Below are 13,253 nucleotides of genomic sequence, written 5' to 3' on the forward strand. Positions count from 1 at the left end.
GTGGCAGCCCCGCCGGATTCGCCGCTTGTGCGGCGGCCCCGGCGGCGGGAGAAGGCGCGGACCCAGCCACCGGACTTGCCGCATGACACATCGCCGCACCCTGATCGCCGCGGGCCTCGCCGCCCCGCTGCTCGCCCACCGCCCCGCCCGGGCGCAGGAAGCCTACCCGCAGCGCCCGGTGCGCCTGGTGCTGGCCTTCGCCCCCGGCGGCGGCACCGACCTCATCGCCCGCACCCTGGCCGCGGCCATGACCCAGCCACTGGGCCAGACCGTGGTGGTGGAAAACCGGCCCGGCGCCGGCGGCAACATTGCGACGGAGGTCGTGGCCGGCGCCCGGGCCGATGGCTACACCCTGCTGATGGGCAATCACGGCCCGATGAGCGTCAATGTCTCCCTGTTCCGCAACATGCGCGTGAACCCGGAGACGGCGCTGGAGCCGATCGGCCTGGTCGCGGATGCGCCGCTGATCGTCGTCGTCGGCCCGCGCTCCAAGGCCACCACCCTGCCGGAACTGCTGGCCGAGATCCGCGCCGCGCGCGGCGACATCACCTATGCCAGCGCCTCCAACGGCTCCGCCAGCCACCTGGCGGCGGCGCTGATGCTGCAGATGGCCGGGCTGCAGGCGGAACACGTGCCGTTCCGTGGCGCCGCCCCGGCGCTGACCGACGTGGTCGCCGGCCACCTGCACTTCATGGTCACCACCCTGCCTTCCGTGGTCGGGCTGATGACCAGCAATGCGGTGCGGCCGCTGGCGGTGACCGGCGAGGCGCGCATGGCGCTGTTCCCCGCCATCCCGACGGTGGCGGAGACGATCCCGACCTACAAGGCAACCGCCTGGTACGGCGTCCTGGCGCCGAAGGGCACGCCGGAGCCGGTGCGCGCGCGCATCTTCGCCGCCATGCGCGCCGCGCTGTCCAACCCCGACGTGGTGCGCCGCCTGCGCGACGAGGGCGCCGAGCCCTCCAGCCTCGACGGCGCCGGCTTCGCCGCGCTGATCAAGTGGGAGCGCGAGCGCTGGGCCACCGTGGTGCGCCAGGCCGGCATCACGGTGGACTGACAGCCGCCGGCTCCGGCCCGACCGGCGGTTCAACTCTGGTCGGGCTGGAGGATGTAGCGCACCGCCGGATTGCCGTTCCAGGCCTCCGCGATCCGGTCCAGCGGCAGGCTGATGAAGGCCGGCGTGAAGCCGGCTTCCGGGGCGGCGGCCAGCAATTCGCCGGCCCCGGCCACCAGCGCCGCCAGGGCGAGGCTGCCGAGGCCGCTGCCCATCAGCTCCAGCCCCGAGCCGCGCAGGAGGTCGCCGCGCAGCGGGATCTCCTCGCCCGCCACGGTGCCGATCTGCACGTAGCGCAGCCGCGGCTCGCCCGTCCGCGCGCCCCGGTTGGCGGCCGCCGCCCGCAGGATGCGCCCGGCCGGCGGGCCCCAGACGAAATCGAGGACGATATCGACGCCACGGTCGAAGGCCGCGCGCAGGTCGGTGTCCCCGTCCTCGTCCAGCGCGATCCTTGCATCTGCCGCGATGCCCTCCAGCTTCGCCCGGCTCCGGGCGACCGCGATGGTCCGGGCGGCGCCCAGGTGGCGGGCGACCTGCAGGGCCATCCGCCCCGCGGCGCCATTCGCGCCGGTCACCAGCACCGTCTCCCCGGCCCGCAGCCTCGCCCGCCGCGTCAGCGCGACCCAGGCGGCGAGCCCGGCGGTCGCGATCGCGGCGGCGAGGTCGTCCGGGATTGCCTCGGGCACCGGCACCGTCGAGCCGTGCGCGGCGACCGATTGCTGCGCCATGGAACCGAAGGGCGCCCGGGGAAACAGGAAATAGACGCGGCGGCCATCCGCCGTGCGGCCCACGCCATCCACCCCCGGCACGAAGCCCGCCGTGCCGCCGCTCGTGTAGTGCCGGCCGGCGGCCAGCATCCTCACGATCGGGCTCAGCGGCGCCGCGGTCACCGTCACGAGGGTCTCGCCCTCGGCCGCCTCGGGCTCCCGGAACCTGCCCAGCGCCGGCGCCTGGCCGAAAGCCTGTATGATCGCTGCCTTCATCCGACTTCTCCGCCTGCCAGGCCGGTCCCGCCGCGAGACCGGCCGGGGCGCGGGATAGACCCGGGGGCGGGGATGATCTATGCGCGATCATCCCGAATTCCTCCGTGATCGTCCGGGGTGCCCATGGACCCGCTCTCCGAGATCCTGGCGCTGCTCAAGCCGCGCAGCGCCATCACCGCGGGGTTCGATGCCGGCGGCGCCTGGGCGCTGGCCTTGGACGACCTTGCCGGCCGCATCAAATGCTACGCGGTCATCCGCGGCGCCTGCTGGCTCTGGCTCGAGGGTGGCGCGGCGCCGGTCCGGCTGCAGGCGGGCGACTGCTTCGTGCTGCCGAGCGGCCGGCCCGTCTGCATCGGCAGCGATCCCGCCGTGCCGGCGCGACCGGCGCGGGAGGTGCTGGATCCGAACCGAAGCGGCGCGGTCGTCACCTGCAATGGCGGCGGCGATGTCTACCTGGCGGGCAGCCGCTTCGACGTCGATGGCCGCCACGCCGGGGCGCTGCTGCGGAGCCTGCCGCCGATCATCAAGGTCGAAACCTCCGGCGACCAGGCGCGGCTGCGCTGGTCCATCGAATTGATGATGCAGGAGATGCGGGAGGCACGGCCCGGTGCCTTCCTGATCGCGCAGCAGCTGTCGCACATGATGCTGGTGCAGGCGCTGCGCCTGCACCTGGCGTCCGGGGCGCAGAGGGAGATCGGCTGGCTGGCCGCGCTGGCCGATCCGCAGATCAGTGCCGCGATCGTCGCGATTCACGCGGCCCCCGCCTTCGCCTGGACCCTGCCGGATCTGGCCCGGCGGGCGGGCATGTCGCGCTCGGTCTTCGCCCGGCGGTTCCGCGACAGGGTCGGCGAGACGCCCATCGGCTACCTGACCCGCTGGCGCATGACCCTGGCCGCGGAGCGCCTGGTGCAGGACCGCCGCAGCGTGGCGGAGGTGGCCCTGTCGCTCGGCTATACCTCGGAGAATGCCTTCAGCACGGCCTTCGCCCGCCGCATGGGATGCGCGCCGGGGCGCTATGTGCGGGAGGCGACGCGGCCCGCCGGGCCGTGAGTCCGCCCGAAGCGGCACCCTGCCATGTCGGGCCGGCACATGGTGCGACGCCGCGCCGCATGATCCACTCCCGCACCCGGCACGACCGGGACTCGAGGGAGAGAAAACCATGCACAAGACCATCCTCGCCATGGCGCTCGCCGCCGTGGTGGCGGGGCCATCCATGCCGGCCTCCGCCCAGCCATCCGCCCCCACCCCGCCGCCCGTCAGCCTGCAGAGCTGGGGCAGCTTCCATGTCGGGGGGCGGGAGGTGGTGATCTCCGGCCAGCCGGTGCGGGAAGTGCTGTTCACCCCCGGCGGCGTGCCCGCCCGCGTCGATCCCAACGGCACCTACCTGATGGGCGGCATGTATGCCCAGTACATGATCCCCGCGAATCCGCGCGGCCAGGCGCCGCTGCTGCTGTGGCACGGCGGCGGCCTGACCGGCGTGACCTGGGAGACGACGCCGGATGGCCGCGAAGGCTGGCAGAACTTCTTCCTGCGCCAGGGCTGGCCCACCTATGTCTCGGACGCGGTGGAGCGCGGCCGCGCCGGCTGGACCATGATCCCGGAGCAGACCGGCGGCCAGCCCCTGCTGCTGACGGTGGACAACCCCTTCGAGCGTTTCCGCATCGGCGCCGGCCAGGGCAGCTTCCAGCGGAATGAGGTGCTGCCGGGCAACCAGTTCCCCGCCGAACGCGACAGCTACATGAACTTCATGCGGCAGATCGTGCCGCGCTTCACCACCACGGACGGGCTGACGCTGGAAGCCTACCTCGCCCTGCTCGACCGCGTCGGCCCCTCGGTCGTCGTCGCCCACAGCCAGGCCGGGCTGTTCGGCTGGCGCGCGGCGCAGGAACGCCCGGACAAGGTGCGCGCCCTGGTGCTGATCGAGCCCGCCGCGATCGGCGACATCGCCAAGGTGGCGGCGCTGCGCAACATCCCGGTGCTGATGGTCTATGGCGACTACATCGCCCAGGACAGCCGCTGGCCGACCATCCGCGGCAATGGCGTGCGCTTCGCGGAGGCGGTGCGGGCGGCCGGCGGCAGCGTCGATGTGGTGGACCTGCCGGAGCGCGGCATCCGCGGCAACAGCCACATGGTCATGATGGACCGCAACAGCGACCGGGTCGCCCAGCTGGTGCAGGACTGGCTGGCCGCCAAGGGCCTGCATCGGTAATCCCGGCGCCGGTCGTCCAGGCTGGCGCCGTCCAGGCAGTCGGCAAGGCCCTCTCCGCCGGTCGGGCGGAGAGGGTGGCCCGGCGGCGCCTCAGCCCAGCCGGATCCGCTCCACCTCGGAAAAGCGCAGGGTCTCGCCGCCGAAGGTCACGGTGCCGCTCAGCGTCGCCGGGTTGCCCGCCGCATCCACGAAGCTGACGATGTTGTCGCTGACCTGCATCTGCAGGCCCTGGGCGTCCAGCGCCAGCGACGCCACCAGCTGCTCCATGCTCATCCCGACGACCTGCAGCGTGTCCGTCCCGTCGCCGCCGCGGAACTCGTCATTGCCGTCGCCCGGCCCCCAGATGAAGTTGTCGCTGCCGGCGCCGCCCAGGGCAAGATCGGCCGCGCCATCGCCCGCGCCGCCATCCAGGTGGTCATTGCCGTCTTCCCCGTGCAGCTGGTCGCTGCCCGCGCCGCCGTACAGCGTGTCCTGCCCGGTGCCGCCGTAGACGAAGTCGTTCCCGGACCCGGCCTGGATGTAGTCGTTGCCGCCCTCGCTGTAGATCTGGTCGTTGCCCGCGCCGGCGGCGACCTGGTCGTTGCCGCCGCCCGCGAAGATGACATCGGCATTCGTGCTGCCACCGAGCGTGTCGTTGCCGGCCGTGCCCTGCTGGAAGGCGCCGCCTGTCACCTTGGTGAGGGCGGATTCGTCGAGAGGCATCATCTTGCTGTCGGCCATGGGCATCCTCCTTCTGGTCCGCCCGCAGTAGCAGCATTGCGACAGGGGCAGGGACAAGATCCTGCCTCTGGTCCTCATAGCGCCAGCCTTGCGCCCGGCGAGGGGCGGCCGCCGCCGCGGCACACCGCTTGAACGGGCCGCCGCACCGCCGGCAATCCCGCCGGCGGGCGGACAACCCGTCCGGCGCTATGCCGGCGGGCGGATAGGGACTCCATGATGGAGATGTCAGGGGCAGGCGGCGCTGGCAACGCCGCCCTGCCGCAACCATGGCGGGACAGGCTGATGTCCCGCGCCGAAACAGCCTCTCGCGCCGGCCCGGCGCAGGAGGAGGAGGGGCCGGCCGGCCCGGCAGCCCCTGCCGGAGGCCCGGCAGACCTTGCCGGGCAGGGGGCGGTTTCTGCCGAGCGGGCGGGCCGCCCGCCCGGTCCGCCGCCGGGTGGACCACCGCCTGGACCACAGGCTGGGCCACAGCCGGCCGGCAGCCTGAGCGACGCGATGCTGGGCGTCCTGTTCGCCGCCCAGGATTCCGCCGGTGGCGCGACGCCACTGCAAGGGGAGCAGGCCGCGGATGTCGCCGGCCAGCTCAGCGCCATGCTGGAACGGGCGCTGAAGGCGTATAGCAGCAGCACCGCCTGACCGCGTGCGGCGGCGCATCCATGGGCGCGCAACGGCGCGCGACAGGATGTCAGCCCCGCGGCGCCGCCGCCCGCAACAGCCGGTCCTGCACCGCCTCGCCCAGCCCCTCCGCGGGCACGTCCATCGCCGCGATGCCGCGCAGCCCCAGCCGCCGGCCCGCCGCATCCAGCCAGCGCAGGCCGGCAAACAGCCGCGCCGCCGCTTCCGCCACATCCCCCGCAGGCGAGAGGTTCCACAGCGCCCCCGCGCCCGGCAGCGGTCGCGGCCCGAAGGCCAGCAGCGCCTCATCCGCCCGCACCGCCTGCGCCGCCAGCCGCAGCGGCAGGTCGGGCGCGTAGTGGGACAGCATCATCCCGGGGCTGCGCAGGCTTTGCGTCGCCGCCGCGGCAGCCAGCGGCACCGGCCGGCCGAGGCGGCCGACAACCGCCTCGATCGCCGCCGCCGGCACGCCGCCCGGGCGCAGCAGCACGGCCCCCGGCCCGGTCAGGTCCAGCACCGTGCTCTCCACCCCCACCGGGCAGTCGCCACCCTCCAGCACCGCCGCGATCCGACCTTCCAGCCCCGCCAGCACATGCGCCGCGCTGGTCGGGCTCACCTGCCCCGATCGGTTGGCGGAAGGGCCGGCGATGGGCCGGCCGGCCAGGCCCAGCATCGCCAGCGTGCGCGGATGCGCCGGCACCCGCACCGCAAGCGTATCCAGCCCCGCGCCTGCCAGCAGATTCACCCGGCATTCCGGCCGGCGCGGCAGCACCAGCGTCAGCGGCCCCGGCCAGAACCGCTCTGCCAGCGCCTGCGCCCGCGCATCCGCCACCACCTCGGCGAAGGCGGAATCGGCACTCGCGAAGTGGCAGATCAGCGGGTTGAAATGCGGCCGCCCCTTGGCCGCGAACACGGCAGCCACCGCCGCGCCGTTCCAGGCATCGGCGCCCAGGCCGTAGACCGTTTCGCTGGGGAAGGCGACCAGCGCGCCATCGCGCAGCAGCGCCGCGGCTTCCGCCGGATCATCGAGCAGCCGGGTCATGCGCGCCCCGTCGCCAGGAAGCCCGGGTTGCGCCAGCCCGCCTTGCCGTAGCGCAGCGGCGCGCCCTCCCAATCCGCCATCGCGCCGCCGGCCGCCCGCAGCACCGCCTCCGGCGCCGCGGTGTCCCATTCCATGGTCGGGCCGCGGCTCGGATAGAGATCCGCCGCGCCCTCCGCCACCCGGCACAGCTTCTCCGCCGAGCCCAGCGACACCACCCGCGCCACGCCGCGCGCGGCCAGGAAATCGCCGATGCGCGGGTCCCGGTCATGCTGCCGGCTGACCATCGCCACCGCGCCCGAGGCCGGCACCGGCCGCACCGCGATCGGCCGGCGACCGGCGGCATCGGATTTCCAGGCACCGCGGCCGACGATTCCGGCAAAGACCTCGCCATGCGCCGGCAGCGCCACCGCCCCCAGCACAGGCCGGCCCTCCGCCACCAGGCCGATATTGACCGCGAAGCTGTCATGCCCCGCGGCGAAGTCGCGCGTGCCGTCCAGCGGGTCCACCAGCCAGAACATCCCGGCCGGCACCGCGAGGGCACCAGCCTCATGCGCTTCCTCCGCCACCACGGGAATGGCGGGCGCCGCCTGGCGCAGCCCCTCGACGATCAGCGCCTCCGCCACCCGGTCGGCCACCGTCACCGGCGAATGGTCGCGCTTGCGCTCCACCACGAAGCCGGCCGCGCGCACGGCGAGGATCGCCGCCGCCGCCGCCCCTGCCAGCCGCTCCGCCAGCGCCATCAGCGCATCCTGGTCCATGCCCCGGGCATAGCGTCTGCACCCCCGGGAGGCGAGGCCCCCGGCCGCGCCGGGCGCGCCGCAGTTGCGGCGCCGGCCATCGCGGGTGATAGGCTGGCAGGCCAGCAACACGGATCACGCGCCCCATGCCCGACATCGCCTTCGTGAAGCCCGCCCTGCCGCGCAACGGCACGCTGGTCCTGCCGCTTCCCGAAGCCGATTCGCCCTGGGCCGGCCTGTTCGCCGAGGCCGATGCCGCGACCGGCGGCGCCCTGGCCCGGGCACTGGAGGCGGCGGGCTTCAAGGGCCGCAAGGGCCAGGCCACCACGCTTTGGGCGCCCGGCGGCGGCTTCACCAAGATCGTCGCGATCGGCCTCGGCAAGCCCGTCGACCTCACCGCGCTCGCCGCCGAGGCCGCCGGCGGCGCCATGATCCCCACCTTGGCGCAGGACCGCGAAGCCACCGTCGCCGCCGATACCCTGGCCCCGGCGCTGGTCGCCTCCCTCGCCATGGGCGCCCTGCTGCGCGCCTGGCGCTTCGACCGCTACCGGACGAAGGAAAAGGAGGAAGACAAGCCGAAGCTGGAACGCCTGGCCTTCGCCACCGCCGAGCCGACCGCCGCCAAGCAGGCCTTCGCGCCGCTGCGCGCCATCGCCGACGGCGTCTTCCTGACCCGCGAACTGGTCAGCGAGCCGGCCAACATCCTGCACCCCGCCGAATTCGCCGAACGCTGCCGGGGGCTGGAAAAGCTGGGGGTGGAGGTGGAAGTCCTCGGCCCGAAGGAAATGAAGCGGCTGGGCTTCGGCGCCCTGCTCGGCGTCGCCCAGGGCAGCGCCCAGGAACCGCGCATGGTGGTGCTGCAGTGGAAGGGCGCGCCGAAGCCGCGCAAGGGCGAAGCGGCGCGCAAGCCGCTGGCCTTCATCGGCAAGGGCGTCACCTTCGACACCGGCGGCATCTCCATCAAGCCGGCCGGCGGCATGGAGGACATGAAATGGGACATGGCCGGCGCCGGCACCGTCGCCGGGCTGATGGCGGCGCTGGCCGGGCGCCGCGCCAAGGTGGATGCCATCGGCCTGCTCGGCCTGGTGGAGAACATGCCCTCCGCCACCGCCCAGCGCCCCGGCGACGTGGTGAAGACCTATTCCGGCCAGACCGTCGAGGTGATCAACACCGACGCCGAAGGCCGCCTCGTCCTCGCCGACCTGCTCTGGTACTGCCAGGAACGCTTCGAACCGCGCTGCATGATCGACCTGGCGACGCTGACCGGCGCCATCATCGTGGCGCTCGGCCACGAACATGCCGGCCTCTTCGCCAATGACGAGGACCTGGCGCAGCGCATCCTCGCCGCCGGCCAGATGGTCGGCGAGGCCGCCTGGCGCATGCCGCTCGGCGACGCCTACGACAAGGCGCTGCGCTCCGAGATCGCGGACATGAAGAATGTCGGCGGCCGCCCCGGCGGCGCCGTCACCGCCGCGCAGTTCATCCAGCGCTTCGTCAACATCAAGAACGGGCCCATGCCCTGGGCCCACCTCGACATCGCCGGCACGGCCTGGACCAGCAAGGACCACCCCACGATCCCGAAGGGCGCCACCGCCTGGGGCGTTCGCCTGCTCGACCGGCTGGTGGCGGATTGGGACGAGGCCTGAGCATGAAGGTGGCGCGGGTGGCTTGCAGGGGGACGCTGTCCCCCTGCACCCCCTGCCAAAGGGCGGCGGCCCTTTGGAAACCCGGTCAGGGGCGGGAGGGAGGAGGGGCACCGCGCGCGCGCTGGTCCGGCGGTGCGGCTATGCCCCTCCTCCCTCCCACCCCTCAATGCCTGGGTTCCGCGGGCCCGCTGGCCCTTGGCGGGAGGGTGCGGGCAGGGCGGCGCCCTCCCGGCGGGCCACTCGCACCCCCCCCATGCTGAAGCCACGCTTCAAGCGCCCCCCGGCCGATCCGGCGCTGCCCCAGGTCTGGCCGGTGCCGGGTGAGGTGCCGGAGGTCTGGCGCGGGGTGGCGGAGGCGGCCGGGTTCCGGGCGCGGCCAGCGGAGGTGTTGCGGCTGGGGCCGGACCGGCTGCTGGTGGGGCTCGGCGTGCCGGAGGAGGCCGGGGCGGCGGCCGTGGCGGCGCTGGGGTCGGGCCCGGGCGCTGTGCCGCATGTGGTGGTGATGGCGGAGGGTCTGGCGCCGGCGGTGGTGGCGGGGTTCATCGCCGGCATGGCGCTGCGCGCCTGGCGGTTCGACGCGCATCGCACCCAGGGTGTGGCGCCGGGGCTGGAGCGGGTGACGCTGCTGGTGGCGGATCCGGCGGCCTGCCGTGCGGCCTGGGCAATGGCGGAGCCGGCGGTCCGCGGCTGCCTGTTCGCCCGTGACCTGGTGGCGGAGCCGGCGAACCACCTGACGACGCGCAACTTCGCCAGGCGGCTGGAGGGCCTGGCCGAGTTCGGCATCCATGTCGATGTGCTGGGCCGCAAGCGCCTGGCGCGGGCGGGGTATGGGGCGCTGCTGGCGGTGGGTGGCGGGGCGGCGCATCCGCCGCGGCTGGCGGTGCTGCGCTGGCGCGGCAGTTTCGATGCGCCGCCGGTGGTCTTCGTCGGCAAGGGGCTGGTGTTCGACACCGGCGGCATCTCGATCAAGCCGGCCAAGGGCATGGAGGCGATGCGCGCGGACATGGCGGGCGCGGCGGCCTGTGCCGGGGCACTGCTGGCGCTGGCGCTGCGGGGCTCGCCGGCGCCGGCGGCGGCGGTGCTGGCGATTGCCGAGAATGCCACGGGGGCGGACTCCTATCGTCCGGGCGATGTGCTGCGCACCGGCTCGGGCCGCACGGTGGAGGTGGTGGACACGGATGCGGAGGGGCGGCTGGTGCTGGCCGATGCGCTGCACCATGCGGTGCGGGTGTTGCGGCCGCGGGCGGTGGTGGATGCGGCGACGCTGACGGGCGCGATCGTCACCGCGCTCGGGCATCACCGGGCCGGGCTGTTCGGCCGCGATGCGGCGCTGCTGGCCGCCGTGGCCGCGGCGGGGGAGGCGGTGGGCGAGCGGGTCTGGCCGATGCCGATCGGCGCCGCCCATCGGGCGGACCTGGCCTCCGACATCGCCGACATCCGGCAATGCGTGCCGGCCGGCACCGGGCGGCTGCAGCCGGATGCCAGCCATGCCGCGGCCTTCCTGGCGGAATTCGTGCCGGAGGCGGTGCCCTGGGCGCATCTGGACATTGCCGGCGTGGACACGCAGGCGCGGCCGCATGCGCTGGGTCCGGCCGGGGCCACCGGTTTCGGCGCGAGGCTGCTGGACCGGCTGGTGGCGACCCAGTTCGAGGAACCGCCGGAGCCGCCGGCGGGGCGCGCCTGATGGCGGAATACGGCTTCTACCACCTGACGCGCACGCCGCTGGAACAGGCGCTGCCGAAGCTGCTGGGCCGGGTGCTGGCCGGCGGCGGCAGGGCGATGGTGCGGGTGGCGGAGCCGGCGCGGCTGGAGGCGCTGGATGCCGCGCTGTGGACCTGCCCGGACCCGGACTGGCTGCCGCATGGCACGCCGCGCAGCGGCCACGCCGCCCTGCAGCCGATCTGGCTGACCACGGAGGATGCCGGGCCGGAGGGCGCGCCGAACGGGGCGCGCTTCCTGTTCCTGCTGGAGAACACGCAGAGCGCACAGCTGGCGGCCTTCGACCGCGTGCTGGACCTTTTCGATGGCGGCGACGCCGAGGCCGTGGCGAAGGCGCGGGAGCGCTGGCGCCAGGCGAAGGCCGCCGGCCATGCCCTGACCTATTGGCAACAGGGCGCGCGGGGTTGGGAGAAGAAGGCCTGACGGGGAAAATCCTTGCCGTGTGCGGATAATGTTCCTATTGTGTTCGGGTCCTGCGGAGGAACCGGACAATGCACATCACGGATCATCGGCTCGATGACGTGCCTTTCGACGCCAGCCCGCATCTGGGTGGCGTCATCATCCCGCGCTTCCTGGTCATGCACTACACGGCGGGCGGCGCCGCGCTGAATTCGGTGCGGGCGATCCGCGACCGCGGCCTTTCGGCGCATTTCTTCGTCGACCGCGACGGCACCATCATCCAGACGGTGCCCTGCGACCGCCTGGCGCATCATGCCGGGCCGTCGCAATGGCGCGGCCATGTCGGGTTGAACACCTGCTCCATCGGCGTCGAGATCGCCAATCTCGGCTGGCTGGACCGGCGTGAGGCCGGCGGCTGGACCCGGGCCGGGCTCGGCCGCAGCCTGGCGGAAGACCAGGTGCTGGTCTGCGCCCACCGCCAGGGCGGCCCGGTGATGGGTTGGGAAGCCTATCCGGAGGCGCAGTTGCAGGCGGTGGCGGCGCTGACCCTGGCGATCCGCGCCGCCTATCCGACGATCCAGGAGGTGGTGGGCCATGACGACATCGCGCCGCGCCGCAAGCAGGACCCCGGCCCGGCCTTCCCCGTCGCCCGCTTCCAGCAGCTGGGCGGCGCGGCCGGCTCCGGCACGCTGGCGGACAACGACCTCGGCCTGTTCGAGGTGGTGGCGCGGGACGGCCTGAACCTGCGCGGCGGGCCCGGCCCGGGCTTCGAGGTGAAGGCGACGCTGCCGCCGCGGACCAGGCTGCGCGTGCTGTGGGAGGATGGGGCCTGGCGCCAGGTGGATCTGCAGGGCGACGCGGTGCCGGACGGCTTCGTCCACGGCGCCTATCTGCGGCGCATCGCCGCGTGACCCGGCGCCGTCCCAGCTCAGGCGGAACCGCCTGACGACCCGGGAAACGCCTCGGAACAAAGGCCCTCTCCCGCTTCGGCGGGAGAGGGCTGGCGGAAGGGGGGCGCGGCCGCCTCAGCCTTCCAGCTTCACCCCGGTCAGGTCCACCATCTCCGCCCAGCGGGCCACTTCCGCCCGCTGGAAGGCGGCGAAGGCCTCCGGGCCCAGCGGGTCCAGCGTGAAGGCGGCGGCGGCCAGGCGGCGCTGCGCCTCCGCATCGCGCAGCGCGCCCAGGAACGCATCGGCGATGCGCTGCGCCATCGGCGCCGGCAGGCCGGCCGGGGCGAACAGGCCGAACCAGGCATCCACCGCCATGAAGGGCACGCCCGCCTCCGCCGAGGTCGGCAGGTCCGGGAAGCCCGCCAGCCGCGCCGGGGCGCCCACCTGCAAGGCCCGCAGTCGCCCGTCGCGGATCAGCCCGGCCACGGTCGGGAAGGTGGAGGTGTAGAAATCCACCACCCCCGCCACCGTGTCCGTCGCCGCCGGCGCGGCGCCGCGATAGGGCACATGCGTGGCGCTCATGCCGGAGCGCCGCACGAAGGTCTCCGAGATCACATGGCTGGCCGAACCGGCGCCGGAGGAGGCATAGCTCAGCCGCCCGCCGTCGCGGCCCAGCGCCACCAGCTCCGCCATGGTGCGGGCCCGCGAACCGGCCGGCACCACCGTCGCATGGTGCACCGTCGCCAGCTTCGCCACCGGGGTGAAGCTGTTGACCACATGATAGGGCAGGCGCGGCATCATCGCCTGGTTCGAGGCATGGGTCTGGTTGTGGCCGAGGATCAGGGTCAGCCCGTCCGGCGCGCCGCGCATCGCCGCCTCCGCCCCGATCACCCCGCCGGCGCCGGCGCGGTTGTCCACCACCACCGGCTGGCCCAGCGCGGCGGCGGCGCGTTCGCCGGTGACGCGGGCCAGGATGTCGGTCGGCCCGCCGGGCGGCGCCGGCACCACCAGGCGGATCGGCCGGTCGGACTGCGCCAGGGCCGGGGCGGCGAGCAGGGCGGGCAGGGCGGCGGCAAGGCTGCGGCGACGGATCATCTTGGTTTCCCCCTTGGTCCGGCAGGTGTCGCAACGGCTTCCGGGGCCGTCAAGCGATCACCTCTGCGGCACCGCGACGGAAGGCTTTTGCATCCCGGGGGCGCCCCGGTCCAGGGTACCTCCGGTTGAAGCCCACCCACCCCG

Annotated in this window: 13 protein-coding genes; 8 read left to right on the forward strand and 5 right to left on the reverse strand. The window is 74.1% G+C overall.

Annotated features, from left to right (window positions below; translation table 11 throughout):
- Positions 1–82 precede the first annotated feature (82 nt).
- A complete protein-coding gene (locus HEQ75_RS13070) occupies positions 83–1,057 on the forward strand; it encodes a Bug family tripartite tricarboxylate transporter substrate binding protein (RefSeq protein WP_168031166.1) in 975 nt (324 codons plus the stop codon).
- A 29-nt stretch (positions 1,058–1,086) separates the two neighbouring features.
- On the opposite strand, the gene HEQ75_RS13075 is transcribed toward HEQ75_RS13070, so the two are convergent.
- Positions 1,087–2,037 carry a quinone oxidoreductase family protein gene (locus HEQ75_RS13075; RefSeq protein ID WP_168031168.1) on the reverse strand — a complete coding sequence of 317 codons (951 nt, stop codon included), beginning with the start codon at positions 2,035–2,037 and terminating at the stop codon, positions 1,087–1,089.
- Between the two features lie 123 nt (positions 2,038–2,160).
- Between HEQ75_RS13075 and HEQ75_RS13080 the strand changes: the two genes are divergently transcribed.
- Together HEQ75_RS13080 and HEQ75_RS13085 are read left to right on the forward strand one after the other, a co-directional pair.
- Entirely contained in the window at positions 2,161–3,087 is a 927-nt protein-coding gene (locus tag HEQ75_RS13080) for an AraC family transcriptional regulator (RefSeq protein ID WP_168031170.1), read from the forward strand.
- A 109-nt stretch (positions 3,088–3,196) separates the two neighbouring features.
- Entirely contained in the window at positions 3,197–4,246 is a 1,050-nt protein-coding gene (locus HEQ75_RS13085; protein ID WP_235961572.1) for an alpha/beta hydrolase family protein, read from the forward strand.
- 90 nt (positions 4,247–4,336) lie between these two features.
- On the opposite strand, the gene HEQ75_RS13090 is transcribed toward HEQ75_RS13085, so the two are convergent.
- Positions 4,337–4,966: a calcium-binding protein gene (locus HEQ75_RS13090; RefSeq protein WP_168031172.1), complete on the reverse strand. Its 630-nt coding sequence runs from the start codon at positions 4,964–4,966 to the stop codon at positions 4,337–4,339.
- Positions 4,967–5,461: 495 nt separating this feature from the next.
- Here HEQ75_RS13090 and HEQ75_RS13095 point away from each other — a divergent pair, with 495 nt between their 5' ends.
- Positions 5,462–5,602, forward strand: coding sequence for a hypothetical protein (locus HEQ75_RS13095; protein ID WP_168031173.1), 141 nt, complete (start codon positions 5,462–5,464; stop codon positions 5,600–5,602).
- Between the two features lie 49 nt (positions 5,603–5,651).
- Here the strand turns inward: HEQ75_RS13095 and HEQ75_RS13100 are convergent, their stop codons facing one another.
- The gene (locus HEQ75_RS13100) at positions 5,652–6,623 is read right to left on the reverse strand and encodes an L-threonylcarbamoyladenylate synthase (protein ID WP_168031175.1); all 972 of its coding nucleotides are present in this window, start codon (positions 6,621–6,623) and stop codon (positions 5,652–5,654) included.
- On the reverse strand, positions 6,620–7,381 hold the full coding sequence (cysQ, locus tag HEQ75_RS13105; RefSeq protein WP_168031177.1) for a 3'(2'),5'-bisphosphate nucleotidase CysQ: 762 nt from the start codon (positions 7,379–7,381) through the stop codon (positions 6,620–6,622). Before cysQ ends, HEQ75_RS13100 begins: the two co-directional genes overlap by 4 nt.
- A 125-nt stretch (positions 7,382–7,506) precedes the next feature.
- Between cysQ and HEQ75_RS13110 the strand changes: the two genes are divergently transcribed.
- The 4 genes from HEQ75_RS13110 to HEQ75_RS13125 all read left to right on the forward strand — a co-directional run bounded on the left by HEQ75_RS13110 (position 7,507) and on the right by HEQ75_RS13125 (position 12,035).
- Positions 7,507–9,006: a leucyl aminopeptidase gene (locus HEQ75_RS13110; RefSeq protein WP_168031179.1), complete on the forward strand. Its 1,500-nt coding sequence runs from the start codon at positions 7,507–7,509 to the stop codon at positions 9,004–9,006.
- 253 nt (positions 9,007–9,259) lie between these two features.
- Complete coding sequence (locus tag HEQ75_RS13115; protein WP_168031181.1) at positions 9,260–10,690, forward strand: leucyl aminopeptidase family protein; 1,431 nt, start codon at positions 9,260–9,262, stop codon at positions 10,688–10,690.
- Positions 10,690–11,148 carry a DNA polymerase III subunit chi gene (locus HEQ75_RS13120; RefSeq protein WP_168031183.1) on the forward strand — a complete coding sequence of 153 codons (459 nt, stop codon included), beginning with the start codon at positions 10,690–10,692 and terminating at the stop codon, positions 11,146–11,148. Before HEQ75_RS13115 ends, HEQ75_RS13120 begins: the two co-directional genes overlap by 1 nt.
- Before the next feature lie 68 nt (positions 11,149–11,216).
- Complete coding sequence (locus HEQ75_RS13125) at positions 11,217–12,035, forward strand: N-acetylmuramoyl-L-alanine amidase (RefSeq protein ID WP_168031185.1); 819 nt, start codon at positions 11,217–11,219, stop codon at positions 12,033–12,035.
- A 114-nt stretch (positions 12,036–12,149) separates the two neighbouring features.
- On the opposite strand, the gene HEQ75_RS13130 is transcribed toward HEQ75_RS13125, so the two are convergent.
- Positions 12,150–13,109, reverse strand: coding sequence for a Bug family tripartite tricarboxylate transporter substrate binding protein (locus tag HEQ75_RS13130; RefSeq protein ID WP_168031187.1), 960 nt, complete (start codon positions 13,107–13,109; stop codon positions 12,150–12,152).
- Positions 13,110–13,253 lie beyond the last annotated feature (144 nt).

Origin of the sequence: Falsiroseomonas selenitidurans (assembly GCF_012103215.1) — a bacterium.
GTDB classification, from domain to species: domain Bacteria; phylum Pseudomonadota; class Alphaproteobacteria; order Acetobacterales; family Acetobacteraceae; genus Falsiroseomonas; species Falsiroseomonas selenitidurans.

Excerpts from the sequence above, each read along its gene's own strand:
- HEQ75_RS13120 (WP_168031183.1), top strand. The coding sequence starts at position 10,690 with ATGGCGGAATACGGCTTCTACCACCTGACGCGCACGCCGCTGGAACAG.
- HEQ75_RS13070 (WP_168031166.1), top strand. The coding sequence starts at position 83 with ATGACACATCGCCGCACCCTGATCGCCGCGGGCCTCGCCGCCCCGCTG.
- HEQ75_RS13100 (WP_168031175.1), bottom strand. The coding sequence starts at position 6,623 with ATGACCCGGCTGCTCGATGATCCGGCGGAAGCCGCGGCGCTGCTGCGC.
- HEQ75_RS13090 (WP_168031172.1), bottom strand. The coding sequence starts at position 4,966 with ATGGCCGACAGCAAGATGATGCCTCTCGACGAATCCGCCCTCACCAAG.
- HEQ75_RS13110 (WP_168031179.1), top strand. The coding sequence starts at position 7,507 with ATGCCCGACATCGCCTTCGTGAAGCCCGCCCTGCCGCGCAACGGCACG.
- HEQ75_RS13095 (WP_168031173.1), top strand. The coding sequence starts at position 5,462 with ATGCTGGGCGTCCTGTTCGCCGCCCAGGATTCCGCCGGTGGCGCGACG.
- HEQ75_RS13115 (WP_168031181.1), top strand. The coding sequence starts at position 9,260 with ATGCTGAAGCCACGCTTCAAGCGCCCCCCGGCCGATCCGGCGCTGCCC.
- HEQ75_RS13080 (WP_168031170.1), top strand. The coding sequence starts at position 2,161 with ATGGACCCGCTCTCCGAGATCCTGGCGCTGCTCAAGCCGCGCAGCGCC.
- HEQ75_RS13130 (WP_168031187.1), bottom strand. The coding sequence starts at position 13,109 with ATGATCCGTCGCCGCAGCCTTGCCGCCGCCCTGCCCGCCCTGCTCGCC.
- HEQ75_RS13075 (WP_168031168.1), bottom strand. The coding sequence starts at position 2,037 with ATGAAGGCAGCGATCATACAGGCTTTCGGCCAGGCGCCGGCGCTGGGC.
- cysQ (WP_168031177.1), bottom strand. The coding sequence starts at position 7,381 with ATGGACCAGGATGCGCTGATGGCGCTGGCGGAGCGGCTGGCAGGGGCG.
- HEQ75_RS13085 (WP_235961572.1), top strand. The coding sequence starts at position 3,197 with ATGCACAAGACCATCCTCGCCATGGCGCTCGCCGCCGTGGTGGCGGGG.
- HEQ75_RS13125 (WP_168031185.1), top strand. The coding sequence starts at position 11,217 with ATGCACATCACGGATCATCGGCTCGATGACGTGCCTTTCGACGCCAGC.